At 73.5% G+C, this 12951-nt stretch carries 13 protein-coding genes; 8 read left to right on the top strand and 5 right to left on the bottom strand.

The features are described from left to right. The first annotated feature begins 94 nt into the window (after positions 1-94). The 7 genes from ACPZVR_RS01410 to ACPZVR_RS01440 all read left to right on the top strand — a co-directional run bounded on the left by ACPZVR_RS01410 (position 95) and on the right by ACPZVR_RS01440 (position 7593). Positions 95-916 (top strand): ABC transporter ATP-binding protein, encoded by an 822-nt coding sequence (locus ACPZVR_RS01410; protein WP_436697777.1) that lies wholly within the window; start codon positions 95-97, stop codon positions 914-916. Beyond that, a complete protein-coding gene (locus tag ACPZVR_RS01415; RefSeq protein ID WP_436697778.1) occupies positions 916-3414 on the top strand; it encodes an ABC transporter permease in 2499 nt (832 codons plus the stop codon). The genes ACPZVR_RS01410 and ACPZVR_RS01415 overlap by 1 nt, the downstream gene beginning before the upstream one ends. Positions 3415-3491: 77 nt before the next feature. Further along, positions 3492-4589, top strand: a complete 1098-nt coding sequence (locus tag ACPZVR_RS01420) for a family 43 glycosylhydrolase (protein WP_436697779.1) — start codon at positions 3492-3494, stop codon at positions 4587-4589. Between the two features lie 25 nt (positions 4590-4614). After that, positions 4615-5430: a maleylpyruvate isomerase family mycothiol-dependent enzyme gene (locus ACPZVR_RS01425; RefSeq protein ID WP_436697780.1), complete on the top strand. Its 816-nt coding sequence runs from the start codon at positions 4615-4617 to the stop codon at positions 5428-5430. Positions 5431-5481: 51 nt separating this feature from the next. Beyond that, positions 5482-6411 (top strand): oxidoreductase, encoded by a 930-nt coding sequence (locus ACPZVR_RS01430; protein WP_436697781.1) that lies wholly within the window; start codon positions 5482-5484, stop codon positions 6409-6411. Next, complete coding sequence (locus ACPZVR_RS01435) at positions 6411-6689, top strand: DivIVA domain-containing protein (protein WP_436697782.1); 279 nt, start codon at positions 6411-6413, stop codon at positions 6687-6689. The genes ACPZVR_RS01430 and ACPZVR_RS01435 overlap by 1 nt, the downstream gene beginning before the upstream one ends. A 139-nt stretch (positions 6690-6828) precedes the next feature. After that, a complete protein-coding gene (locus ACPZVR_RS01440) occupies positions 6829-7593 on the top strand; it encodes a hypothetical protein (RefSeq protein ID WP_436697783.1) in 765 nt (254 codons plus the stop codon). 182 nt (positions 7594-7775) lie between these two features. Here ACPZVR_RS01440 and ACPZVR_RS01445 read toward each other — a convergent pair whose 3' ends face one another. The 5 genes from ACPZVR_RS01445 to ACPZVR_RS01465 all read right to left on the bottom strand — a co-directional run bounded on the left by ACPZVR_RS01445 (position 7776) and on the right by ACPZVR_RS01465 (position 11653). Next, positions 7776-7925, bottom strand: a complete 150-nt coding sequence (locus tag ACPZVR_RS01445; protein WP_436697784.1) for a hypothetical protein — start codon at positions 7923-7925, stop codon at positions 7776-7778. Between the two features lie 121 nt (positions 7926-8046). Beyond that, the gene (locus tag ACPZVR_RS01450) at positions 8047-8190 is read right to left on the bottom strand and encodes a hypothetical protein (protein WP_436697785.1); all 144 of its coding nucleotides are present in this window, start codon (positions 8188-8190) and stop codon (positions 8047-8049) included. A gap of 136 nt (positions 8191-8326) precedes the next feature. After that, a complete protein-coding gene (locus tag ACPZVR_RS01455; protein ID WP_436697786.1) occupies positions 8327-9133 on the bottom strand; it encodes a crotonase/enoyl-CoA hydratase family protein in 807 nt (268 codons plus the stop codon). A 56-nt stretch (positions 9134-9189) separates the two neighbouring features. Then, the gene (locus ACPZVR_RS01460; RefSeq protein ID WP_436697787.1) at positions 9190-10431 is read right to left on the bottom strand and encodes a fatty acid desaturase family protein; all 1242 of its coding nucleotides are present in this window, start codon (positions 10429-10431) and stop codon (positions 9190-9192) included. Between the two features lie 76 nt (positions 10432-10507). Continuing rightward, positions 10508-11653 carry a ferredoxin reductase gene (locus tag ACPZVR_RS01465; protein ID WP_436697788.1) on the bottom strand — a complete coding sequence of 382 codons (1146 nt, stop codon included), beginning with the start codon at positions 11651-11653 and terminating at the stop codon, positions 10508-10510. Positions 11654-11748: 95 nt separating this feature from the next. On the opposite strand from ACPZVR_RS01465, the gene ACPZVR_RS01470 reads away from it, so the two are divergent. Then, on the top strand, positions 11749-12933 hold the full coding sequence (locus ACPZVR_RS01470) for a PucR family transcriptional regulator (protein WP_436697789.1): 1185 nt from the start codon (positions 11749-11751) through the stop codon (positions 12931-12933). Positions 12934-12951 lie beyond the last annotated feature (18 nt).

Consider the following 12951-nt stretch of genomic DNA (forward strand, 5'->3'; position numbering starts at 1 on the left):
GGCGCCGCGGCGCGAGACGGTAGAGCCAGCTCCACCATCGAGACGGTACGCAGCCGGATTCCGCGCAGGAGCGGGGATTCCTAGCGTGGACGCCATGTTCCGACGCACTGCCGCGACCCAGGTCGCCACGCCTTCCGCCGCTCCCGCCGCTCCCGCCGCTCCCGCCGTGCCAGGCTCTCCGGGCGCTCCGGCCGAGGCGCTGCGCCTCGACGGCGTCGTGAAGACCTACGGCACCGGCAGCTCGGCCACCGTCGCGCTGCGCGGCGTCGACCTCGTGCTCGCGCCGGGCTCGTTCACGGCCATCATGGGGCCCTCGGGCTCGGGCAAGAGCACCCTGCTGCACGCGGCCGCCGGCCTGGACAGCCCGACGCGGGGCAGCGTCCGGCTCGGCGGGACCGAGATCTCCGGTCTGCGCGCGGCCCAGCGGACCCGCTTCCGGCGCGACCACGTCGGCTTCGTCTTCCAGGCCTACAACCTGCTGCCCGCCCTCACCGTCGAGCAGAACGTGACGCTCCCGCTGATGCTCGGTCGGCGGGCGGTCGACCCGGCGTGGCTCGACTTCCTGCTGTCCTCGGTCGGGCTCACCGAGCTGCGGCACCGACTGCCCAGCGCGCTGTCGGGCGGCCAGCAGCAGCGGGTCGCCATCGCCCGCGCCCTGATCACCCGGCCCCACGTCGTGTTCGCCGACGAGCCGACCGGCGCCCTCGACTCCCGCACGGGCAAGCAGGTGCTCGACCTCTTCGCGCACACGAGCCGCGAGCTCGACCAGACCGTGGTGCTGGTGACCCACGACCCGGTCGTCGCTGCGCACGCCGACCGGGTGGTCTTCCTCGCCGACGGCGCCTTCGCCGGACACCTCGACGGCGCGACGCCGGCGCGGATCACCCAGTACCTGACCGGCCTGGGGGAGTGGTGATGGGCACGAGCCACCCCCGCCTGGGCCAGCTGGTGCGCGCCGACCTCCGGCGCCACCGGGCCGGGTTCGCGGGCGTCGCCGTCGCCATCCTCGTCGCGACCATGGTGGTCACCGGGCTGGGTGTCCTGGTCGAGTCGGGGATCCGCGGCGGCCTCGCCCCGCAGCGGTACGCCGGGGCCGATCTCGTCGTCACCGGGAAGCAGAGCGTGCCCGTCCCCGAGGACCTCTCGATCAGCCTCGCCGAACGGGCGCCGGTCGCCGACGGCTCCGCGATCGGCTCCGTGCCCGGCGTCACCCACGTCGTCGCCGACGTCACCGTGCCCCTGGTGGAGATCCGCGCGGACGCGCCGGACGCGCTCGCGCAGGCGCATCCGTGGGGCGCGGCCCGGCTCACCCCGTTCACGCTCACCGAGGGAGCCGAGCCCACGGCCGACGACGAGGTCGCGGTCGTCGCGGGCAGTGCCGCCGTCGGTGACCGCCTCACGCTCGCGCACGGGGGCGTCCGGGCGTCGTACCGCGTGGTGGGGGTGGTCTCGGCGCCCACGACGGTCGATCGCGCCCGCCACGTCTTCCTCACCTCGGATCGGATCGCGGAGCTGGACCCGCGGGAGGGCGCCGCCCGGGCGTGGGGGGTCTTCACCGACGACGAGCCGGAGGCGCTCGCGGACCGCATCCGCGAGCGGTTCCCCGACCTGACGGTGGCCACCGGTGCCGCCCGCGGCGACGCGGAGTTCCTCGACTCCGGATCCTCGCGCGCCACGCTCGTCGCGATCGGCAGCGCCTTCGCCGGCACGACCCTCCTCGTCGCCCTGTTCATCGTGGCCGGCACGCTGTCGTTGTCCGTGCAGTCGCGGCGGCGGGAGTTCGCGCTGCTGCGTGCCGTCGGCGCACTGCCGCGGCAGGTCCATGCACTCGTGGCGCGCGAGGTCCTCGCCGTCGCGGGAGTGGCGGCGCTCCTCGGCGTCGGTCCCGGCTACGCCCTCGAGGGCGTCCTGCAGCGCGCGTTCGTCGCCGGCACGGTGATCCCGGCCGACTTCGCGCTCGCCTACGGACCTCTCCCCGGGATCGGTGCGGTCGTCGTCGTGCTGCTGACCGCGTGGGGCGCGGCCCGTCTCGCCGCCCGCCGACCGGCGAACCTCGACCCGGTCGCGGCACTGCGCGAGGGCGCGACCGGGCCGACGGCGCTCGGCACCGCGCGGATCGCCACCGGACTCGCGCTCGTCGCGAGCGGCCTGGTGCTGTCCCTGATCCCGATCTGGATCCGCGGCGAGGCCGCGGCCGGCGCCTCGGCCGGCGCCGCGCTGGTGCTGATCATCGGCGCCGCGCTCCTGGGCCCGCGGCTCGTCACCGTCGCGGTCCGCGCGGCCCAGGCGATGCTCGGCCGCACCTCGCCCGCGGCGCTCCTCGCCACCACGAACGGCCGGGTGAACAGCCGCCGACTCGCCGGCGCGGTCACGCCCATCGCGCTCGGCATCGCCCTGGGCCTGGTCCAGCTGGGCGCACCGGCGATCGTCGCCGACGAGGCCGCTGCCCAGGCCAGCGACGGGGTCACGGCCGACCTGCGGATCGTCGTACCCGCGGGCGTGTCGGCGGCCGCGCTCGCCCCGGTCGCCGATCTGCCGTCCGTCACCGCGGTCTCCCCGGTCACGCTCAGCCAGGCGATTCTCGACCACCGCGCCTTCGACGGCGCGCTCGAGCGCGGCGAGCAGGTCCTCCAGGGCATCGACCCCGCCACCGCCGGGCCGGTCCTCGACCTGCGGGTGCGCGAGGGATCGCTCGACGCCCTCGACGGACCGGAGCGGGTCGCCCTCAGCACCGACGCCGCCCGCACGCTCGGGGTCGGCGTGGGTGCGCGGGTCTCCGGCCGCTTCGGCGACGGCACCCGGCTGCGGGCGAGCGTGGTCGCGATCTACGAGCGGGGCCTCGGCTTCGGTGGGGTCACGATGGACGAGGCCGCGGTGCGGGCCCACACCACCGACGGTCTCTCGTCCTTCGCCCTCGTCGCGAGCGACGACCCGGCGACCGCCCGCGCCGCCATCGACGAGCTCGGGCTCCCCGTCACCCCGGGCTCGGGCGAGGCCGTCGGTGCCGACGCCCAGACCCAGCAGGGCTGGGTGAATCTGATCGCCCTCGTCGTGATCCTCGGCTACATCGCGATCGCCGTCGTGAACACGCTCGCCATGGCCACCGCGGAGCGCTCGCGCGAGTTCGCCCTCCTGCAGCTGGTGGGCGCCGGACGTCGCCAGGTCCGCGCCATGATGCGGCTCGAGTCGGTCCTCGTGGCGTCGATCGCGGCGCTCCTCGGCGTCGCCCTCGCCCTGCCGCCCCTCGTCGGGATCAGCATCGGCATCTCCGGGCAGCCCCTGCCGAGCCTCCCGCTCCCGGGCAGTGCGGCCGTCGTCGCCGTCATGGCCGCCCTCGCCCTGGTCACCCTGGGCGTCGCCACCCGCGCCGCGCTGCGGACGCGGCCGATCAGCGAGATCGGCTCCCGGCAGTAGCCGGACCGGTCGCACCGCCGTCGCGCCACCGTCGCGCCGTCGTACGCCGGCGGCGCGGCGTGGCCTATGGTCTGCGGGTGTCTCGACCCGCGTCCCGCCTCGCCTGCGTCCTCGCCGTCCTCACCGCGCTGGTGCTCACGCTGTGCGGCACGCCGGCCCGGGCCGACGACCGGCGCGAGCGCTACCCGGAGCCGTACTTCAACGGCAACGTGGGCGATCCCAGCGTCGCCATGGTCGGCAAGCGGATGGTCGTGGTGGCGACCGGGCCCCAGATCAACCGGGCGTACAAGGACCCGGGCCGGACCTGGCGCTACGAGCAGCCGGTGCTCACCCGGCGGCCGGCGTGGGCCGCGGAGCAGGGTGGCATCTGGGCCGCCGACATCGCCAAGGTCGGGCGCAGGTGGGTGCTGTACTTCGCCGTCCCCGTCGCCGGGCTCGGTGAGTTCGGGCGCTGCATCGGTGTCGCCGTGGCGAAGAAGGCGCTCGACCCGTTCAAGCCGGTCGGCAAGCGGCCGCTGGTGTGCCCGTCGCGGGCGTTGGTGCCGACCGCCCAGGACCCGGTCGCGACCCCGGACCTGCCCAGCCGCGGAGTGATCGACCCGTCGCTCTACACCGAGGGCAAGCAGCACTACCTGCTCTACAAGACCGACGGGCGGCCGTCGTCCATCCGGCTGCTGCCGCTGAGCCGGAGCGGGCGCAAGGTGCGCGCCGGTCAGGACCCCGCCAACCCGAGCGTCGAACTGGTGCGGGCCGAGGGGGTCATCGAGAACCCGACGCTGCTGCGCAACGCCGGCGGCTACTACCTCTTCGCCTCCGAGGGCGACTTCGCCCGGTGCTCGTACCAGCAGACGTGGCGCCAGTCGGCGTCGCTGACCGACTGGTCCGCCTCGGTGCCGGCGGTGCTGCTCGACCGCACCATCACCGAGGGCCTCTGCGGCCCGGCCGGTGGCGACGTACTCGAGCACCGGGGGCGCACCACCCTCTACTTCCACGGCTGGGTGCGGCTGCACTCCTCGAAGCCGAAGGGCGCGGGCTACTGGGCGTGGAACGGCGGTGAGAAGTACGGCCGGCGGGCGATGTACGCCGCCCGGCTGACCTTCCCGGCCGGCGTACCGACGGTGAAGAAGTACCTCACTCGCAAGGGCGTCCCGGCGCGCGTTCCCACGCCCTATTGATGTCCGGGTCGGTAGGGTCGGCGGCATGAGCGACCGCGACCTCCTGGCCGGCTACGTCGAGAACTGGTGGAGCGCGATCGGCGACTTCGTCGCCCTGCTCGAGCAGCTCGACCCCGAGGAGTGGAGCATGCCGACAGACCTCGCCGGGTGGGACGTGAAGGCGGTCGCCTCGCACACCGCCCACCTGGAGTCGATCCTGGCCGGCGGCCCCGAGGAGACCGCCGACATCGGCAGCCCGTCGCACGTCACCGGGCCGATGGGCCAGTTCACCGAGATCGGCGTCGTCACCCGCCGCGACCGGGAGCCGGCCGCCATCATCGAGGAGATCCGTACGGCGACCGGCGCGCGTCGCGCGGCGCTCGATGCCGCGCCCCCGGAGGACGCCGCCGCGCCGGCCGACGGGATCTTCGGACTGATCGGCTGGAACACCCGCACCCTGCTGCGCAACCGCCCGCTCGACGTGTGGATGCACGAGCAGGACATCCGCCGCGCGGTCGGTCGGCCCGGCGGCCTCGACACGCCGGGCGCCCAGCACACGGCCGACTACCTCGTCGAGGCGTTCGGCTTCGTCGTCGGCAAGCGGGCCGCCCCGCCGGCCGGGACGACCGCCGTGCTGGCCGTCGAGGGGAGTGCGCCGATCGCGGTGCGGGTCGGCGACGACGGCCGCGCGAGCCGGCTGGACGTCGTACCGGACGAGCCGACGGTGTCGCTCGCCATGGACCGGGAGAGCTTCATCGTGCTCGCCGGTGGCCGGCGCGCGGCGGCGCCCGGTGCCGTCACCATCTCGGGGGACCAGGAGCTCGGCGCGCGGATCGTCGCCGGGCTCGCCACCACGCCCTAGTTCGGGGCACGAGCCTGGCGATCAGGCCGGAGCAGCCGCAGAAGGAAGACGATGACCGACAGCTGGAATGTCGCCGACCTGCCCGACCAGACCGGCCGCACGATCGTGGTGACCGGCCCGACGCTGGGTGGGCTCGGCCACCACACCGCGCTGGAGCTGGCCCGCCGGGGCGCTCGGGTGATCCTCGCCGGCCGCAATCCGGCGAAGGTCGAGGAGACCGTCGCCGCGATCCGGGCCGAGGTCGACGACGCGCAGCTCGAGGCGCTGCACCTCGACCTCGCCAGCCTCACCTCGGTCCGCACGGCGGCCGCGGCCGCCGCGCAGGTCGGCCCGATCGACGTCCTCGTCAACAACGCCGGCGTGATGGGCACGAAGTACTCCCGCACGGCCGACGGCCTCGAGCTGCAGATGGCGACCAACCACTTCGGGCCGTTCCTGCTGACCGGTCTGCTCCTGCCCCAGCTCGTGGGGAGCGCCGACGGTCGGGTGGTCACGGTCTCCTCGCTGTTCCACACCTTCGCGGGCAAGGCGCCGCTCGGCGACCCGCGCGAGCAGACCGGTCGCTACCACACCTGGCGCGTCTACGGGCAGACGAAGCTCGCCAACCTCTACTTCACCGCCGAGCTCGACCGCCGCCTCCGCGCCGCGGACCTGCCGGTCCGCGCGCTGGCCGCGCACCCGGGCTTCGCCGGCACGCACCTCGCCGCCAACGGCCAGTACGGCCGTTCCTCCGGCGGCATCGCGAGCATCCTCGACGCCGGCGTGAAGGCGGTCTCCCAGTCCGCCGAGGCCGGTGCCTGGCCGTCGCTGATGGCCGCGACCGCCGACCTGCCCGGCAACACGTTCGTGGGTCCGGGCGGGTTCCGCCAGCTCTCCGGCCGGCCGCGCACGGTCGGCCGGAGCAAGCTCGCCCGCAACGCCGACCACGCACGGCGGCTGTGGGAGATCAGCGAGGAGACCGTGGACCTGAGGTATCCGTGATGGACACCGGGATGAACCGGTACTTCCCGGACCGCGACCGGAGCCTGTCGGCGTTGATCCGCGCGGCGCGGTTCAAGCCGGTGCGCATCGTCCACGGCTACGAGATGGGTGATGTCGACGACCTGCTCGAGCGACTGGCCATGGCGATCGACGCCGGGCGCCCGGTCCGACCTCTCGTCGCCGGCGCCGACCTGCGACTCACCCGGTGGCGCGAGGGGTACGCACGCCCGGAGGTCGACGCCCTCCTCGCCGAGGTGCTCCGCCGCACGGACGTCTGAGGCGGGGGCCGCCGCCAACCGCCGACCGGCGCCACGGACGTCGGTCGTCCCCGGCGCTCGTCCCCGACCAAAGTCGGGGGAGGAGGCGGACCGTCGGAGGATGTGCGTCGGCGCCGCACCCGCCTACCGTGGACGCATCATGAGCGAGAAGCCCCCGGTGCAGGTGTGGGAGGGTGTGGTCGACGGTCGCCGGCATCGCGTCGAGATGAGCAGCGGGCTGCTTCCCGCCATCTCCTGGACCGTCGACGGCGAGGCCGTCGGGTCCAAGAAGGTGACCGACGAGAAGCTCACGCTCACCGAGACCCGCGCCGACGAGGGTGGCGCCGCCCGGCTCGTCGTACGGACGACGCGGTTCTCCACGAAGCCGCGGCGGGCGACGGTCCTGGGGCCGGACGAGCTCGTCGGCGGGGTCGACCTGACCCCGGCCCCCGGGTCCCCGGCGGCGATCCACCACGACAAGGTGCTCGCGCATCCGCGCCGCTACACCGCTCTCACCACGCTCGGGGCCGCCGCGGGCGTCATCGTGCCGATCGTGGTCATCGCCCTGCTGGCCCGCCTGGCGACGAGGATCCCGTGGCCCGACATCCCCTGGCCCGACATCGACCTGCCCAGCATCCCGTGGCCGAGCATCGACCTGCCGAGCATCCCGTGGCCCGACGTCGACCTGCCGGACGTCACGCTGCCGGGCTGGGTCGAGCTGATCCTCGACAACGCCCAGTACGTCGTACCGGTGGTCGTGGCCTTCGTTGTCGCCCGCGCCGAGATCCGGCGGCGGCGCGGGCAGCAGGCGCCCCCGCAGGACGGGGCAGCAGCCGACGCCGGCCGGGACGGACGCGACCGACGCGACGAGGCCCGCGACGAGGCCGGCGACAGGGCCCGCGACAGGGCCCGCGACGAGGGCTGAGCCGCCGCGTCGCGGTCGGCTCAGCCTGGAATCACCGATTCGCCGCGTCGCGAGCGTCACCAGACGGGTGCGATGGCAAGGCAGCGGCGCGACGGCGGTCTGGTTGCACCATCGAGCGTCGCTAACGCCGCCAGCGTGCCTGGCTGGTGGCGCGTAGCAGCGGGAAATCGGTGATTCCAGGCTCAGGCGGCCAGCGCGGCGGAGCCCGGCAGCAGGGTCGGCGGGCAGGCGCAGGTGTCGCTGCAGGCGAGGTGGGTGTGCACGGCGTGGCCGCACGCGGGGCACGGCAGGTCGTGGCTGAGGTGCTGGGTGCTGGGGGCGGTGGTCCACATGACCGTGTCTCCTTCGTGGTCGTCCTGGCGCTTCTACAAGGACGACGAAGCCGAGTGCCCGGATACGACACGTTGGACGCGGGAACCTGCAGGAATTCCGTCCGCGCCGCCGCCGGGACGGTCAGGCGACGGCCACGGCGACGGACGAGCCGGGCATCGCGGTCGGCGTGCAGTCACAGGTGTCGCTGCAGGCGAGAAAGGTGTGCGCGGCGTGCCCGCACGCGAGACAGGGCAGGTCGTGGCTGAGGTGCTCGGTGCGCTCCATGGTGGCCCTCCTCTCGACGCGCTGGTCGTGATCGTCTGCTCAGGATGACCCGACCACCGCGCCCGATTCATCGGCCGTTCGGCGCCGAGGTGGAGTGGCCCGGATGGTCCAGGGCGTGGCCCGACCGGACCAGGGCTCAGCGCCCGCGCGGTCCGTAGCTGGCGTCGGCCTTCTTGAACGCCGCCTCGCGCGCGGCCTTCGTGTTGCGTGCCAGGAGCAGGTAGGCCTGCTCGATCCGCTCGCGGGCGAAGGTCCGCCGAGGCGAGGATCCCCAGGTGTCGTTGAAGAGTCGCTTCGCGGCGGCGAGGGCGTCGGGGGAGCGGTGGGACAGCTCGCCGGCGAGCCGCAGCGCGCCCGACAGCGGGTCGTTGTCGAGCCGCGTGACCAGACCGAGCTCGTGCGCCCGGGAGCCGTCGACGACCTCGGCGGTCATGGTGAGCAGCTTGGCCTGGTCGATGCCGACGAGCTCCTGCAGCGCCTGGATGCCGGACATGTCGGGGATCAGGCCCCATTTGCCCTCCAGCACCGACCAGCGCGAGTCGGGCGTGGCGATCCGGAAGTCCGCGGCGAGCGCGATCTGCAGGCCGCCGCCGAGGCAGTGTCCGTGGACCGCGGCGATCACGGGCACGGGGATCCGGCGGAAGGCCCATGCGGCCTCCTGGAAGGTGTTGGTGCCCCGCAGCGGTCGCGGGACGAACGCCTTGGCGATCCCGGCCGGGTTGCGCATCACCGAGGCGAAGTCGAGGCCCGCGCAGAACGCGTCGCCCTCGCCGCTGACGACCACCGCGCGCAGCGTCTTGTCGCGCCGCAGGTCGTGCGCGGTCGCGACCAGATCCTCGAGGATCGCGAGAGTGAGGGCGTTGAGCTTGTCGGGACGATCCAGCCGCACGTGGGCGATGCCGTCGGTGACCGTGCAGCTGACGTGACCGTCGCGTGTGCTCATGACCCCGATGCTACCCGCAGGTAACATCGGGGTCCAAGTGAGAGTGGAGCGCCCGCTCAGGCCGCCTTCGCGAGCTCCTTCTTCGCGGCGGCGCTCTCCAGGAGGCGCTGCATGACCCGGCGCTTGCGCTTGTCGGCCGTCGTCATCGCGTAGAGCAGCTTGAGCTGGCTCGGGAGGTTCTTGGCGTTCGTCGTCGCCAGCCAGCCGTTCGGGAAGGACAGCCGGACCACCCGGTGCCAGGCGCTCGCGACCTGCTGGGGGAGCGGTGCGGAGTGGTAGTTGAGGCCGTACTTCTCGAAGACGGCGCGGACCTGGGGCGCCACCTCGGCGTACCGGCTGCTGGGCAGGTCGGGAAAGAGGTGGTGCTCGATCTGGTGCGACAGGTTGCCGGTCATGATGTGCATCAGCTTGGAGCCGGAGATGTTGGCCGAGCCGAGCATCTGGCGCAGGTACCACTCGCCCCGCGTCTCCTTCTCGGGGATCGACTTCAGCTCGAAGGTCTCCACGCCCTCGGGGAAGTGGCCGCACATGATGACCGAGTGCGACCACAGGTTGCGGATCACGTTGGCGGTGAAGTTGGCGGCGAGTGCAGGCAGGAAGGAGCCGGTCGGCAGGGCGAGCGCCGGGTTGACGACGTAGTCCTTGGTCGCCTGCTTGCGGATCTTCTTGAGCGTGTTCTTGAGGTTGCGCTTGAACTCCTCGCTGCGCTTCTCCTTGGGCGTGCGCAGGTTGCGGCCGAGCTCGAGGTCGTACGCCGCGATGCCGTACTCGAAGAAGCAGGCGTTGATGAAGTTCCACAGCGGCTGCGCGAGATAGAGCGGGTACCAGCGCTGCTCCTCGTCGACGCGCATGATGCCGTAGCCGAGGTCGTTGTCCTTGCCGACGATGTTCGTGTAGGTGTGGTGCACCTCGTTGTGCGAGTGCTTCCAGCCCTCGGCGGTCGAGGCGTTGTCCCACTCCCAGGTGGTCGAGTGGATCTTCGGGTCGCGCATCCAGTCCCACTGGCCGTGCATGACGTTGTGGCCGATCTCCATGTTCTCGAGGATCTTGGCCACCGAGAGGCCGGCGGTGCCGAGCAGCCAGGCCGGCGGGAACGCGCTGACCAGCAGCACGGCGCGGGAGCCGAGCTCGAGCTTGCGCTGGATGTCGACCATGCGCCGGATGTAGGCGGCGTCCTTCTCGCCGCGCGCGTCGAGCACCTGCTGGCGGATGGCGTCGAGCTCGGCACCGAGCGCCTCGATGTCCTCGGCGGACAGGTGCGCGGTGGGGTTCTCGGGCTTGTTGGTGATCGTCGTCATGGGGGGCTCCTTCTCGGTGACCCGTCGCGTTTGAACGCGACGGGTCGGCGTGATTCAGGTGTACAGATGCGACGGGTCAGTGGTCGAGGGTGCAGTCGCCGGCGGCGGCGCTGATGCAGGTCTGGATCTTCACGCCGTCGGGGTGGGTCTCCCCGGGGACGGCGACGGTGAGCTCGCCGTTGCGCAGGTCGCGCACGGCACCGGACCTCATGGGCAGCACGCAGCCCATGCAGATGCCCATCCGACAGCCGCTCGGCATGAGGACGCCGGCCGACTCGGCGGCGTCGAGGATCGGGACGGTGCCGTCGGTCTCGACGGTCGTGGCGCTCGCGCCCGCGAAGGTCAGCGTGCCGCCCTCGGCCGCCACGTCGACGACGGTCGGACGGAAGCGCTCGGTGTGCAGCGTCAGTCGGCGCTCGTCGTAGTAGGCCTCGAGCGTGTCGAGGAGGCCGGCGGGCCCGCAGGCGTACGCCGTGCGCTCGGCCAGGTCGGGCACCTCGGCCTCGAGATCGGCCGTGGTGAGCAGGCCGTCGGTGTCGGTGTGCCGCTCGATCAGGCGCAGCCGACCGGCGTCGGCGTGGGCGCGCAGCTCGGCGCCGAAGATCACCTCGTCGCGCTTCATCGCGGAGTGCACGAGCACGATGTCGTACGCCGCCGTCGCCTCGGACTCGTTGCGCGAGTAGAGGTTGCGCAGCATGCCGATGACCGGGGTGATGCCGGAGCCGGCGGTGACGAGCAGCAGCTTCTGGCGGCGCCCGGCCTGCGGCGGCGTGAGCACGAAGTCGCCCTCGGCCTGGGCGAGCTGGAGCATCTGGCCGGCGCGGGCGCCGCGCACCAGGTGCTGGGACACGGCACCGTCGGGGATCGCCTTGACCGTGATCGAGATGTGGCCGTCGCGACGTGGACCGTGGGTCAGTGAGTAGGTGCGCCACAGGCGCGTGCCGTCCACGTCGACGCCGACGCGGACGTACTGGCCGGGGATGTGCCCGGCCCAGTCCCGGCCCGGCTTGATGACGAGGGTCGCGGCGTCCGCGGTCTCCTTCTCCACCGCGACGATCCGGCCCTGCAGCCCGGTCGCTGCGCCGGTGCGCAGGGGAGCGAAGTGGTCGAGCAGGTCGTCGACGCTCAGCGGCGTGACGGCCGCGTCGAGGAGCGAGCGGAGGCCGGCGCGGAGGCGTCCGGCCCGGGCGGCCGCGACAGGGGCGGCGGTCGTCGTACTCACACCTCAAGAGTCCCAGCCAGGACGGTTAAACTCATGACCTCAGCCGGTGAATCCACTCCTCGGTTTTGTTCGACCAAGACAAAGAAGGGCCATTGATGTCGCGTCGGGTACTGCGCCAGGCCGGGACGGACGAGCGGGTCCTGCTCCCACCGGCCACGGTCGCCGCGATCCGGGCCGAGCTCGCGGCCGTCGCCGACGACGTCGTCGACCAGATCATCCGCGACGTCCCGGCCTACGAGGACGCCTTCGGCGGGCCGATGGGCGAGACCATCCGCGGAGCCGTCCAGGTCGCGCTCGGTGGCTTCCTCTCGCTCACCAGCGACCGGCGCGGCCCCGACGCGCTCGCGCCCCGGGCCTCCGCGGTCGACGGCGCCTACCAACTGGGGCGGGGCGAGGCGCGCAGCGGCCGCAGCACCGACGCGCTGTTGTCGGCCTTCCGGATCGGAGCCCGCGTCTGCTGGCAGCGGCTCTCCGCCCGCGCCGTCGAGGAGGGCATGGAGCCGGCGACCATGGCCTCCTTCGCGGCTCTCGTCTTCGCCTACATCGACGAGCTGTCCGCCGCCTGCGTGGCCGGGCACCAGGACGAGACCGCGACCGAGGGCCGGGTGCGGCAGCGGATGATGGAGCGCCTGGCCCGCCAGCTCCTGACCGGCGCGCCCGAGGCGGCCGTGCTGGCCGCCGCCGAACGCGCGGAGTGGGCGCCGCCGGCCACGCTGACCGCGGTCATCGTGCCGGAGTCCCAGGCCGGTGCGCTCCAGCAGTCCCTGCGCCAGGGCACCATCCAGGCCAGCGACCTGCCGGAGCTCGACGGCGCGGCCCTCCTACTCGTGCCCGACGCCCACGACCGCCGCCGGCCCACCCTCCTGCGATCGGTGCGGGGGCGGGACTGCGTGGTCGGGCCGCCGCGTGCGTGGCTGGAGGTGCGCTCGTCGTACGACCGCGCCGTGCGGGCGCGCGACCTCGGTCTGGCCGGAGACACCGAGGCACACCTCCCGCGACTGGTGCTCACGGCCGACCCGGCCGCGCTCGACGACCTCCGCGCCCGGGTGCTCGCCCCGCTCGACGCGCTGCGTCCGGCCGCCGCCGCGAAGCTGCGCGAGACGCTGCGGGCCTGGCTGCTCCACCAGGGTCGGCGCGACGACGTGGCCGCAGCGCTGTTCGTGCACCCGCAGACGATCCGCTACCGGATGACCCAGATCCGGGAGCTGTACGGCGAGCGCCTGGAGGATCCCGACACCGTGCTCGCCCTCACCATCGCCCTGGGCGTCGAGCGGCGCTGATCCGCCGGCGGAGCCCGA

The sequence above is a fragment of the Nocardioides segetis genome (assembly GCF_051390595.1).
In the GTDB taxonomy this organism is placed as follows: Bacteria; Actinomycetota; Actinomycetes; order Propionibacteriales; family Nocardioidaceae; genus Nocardioides.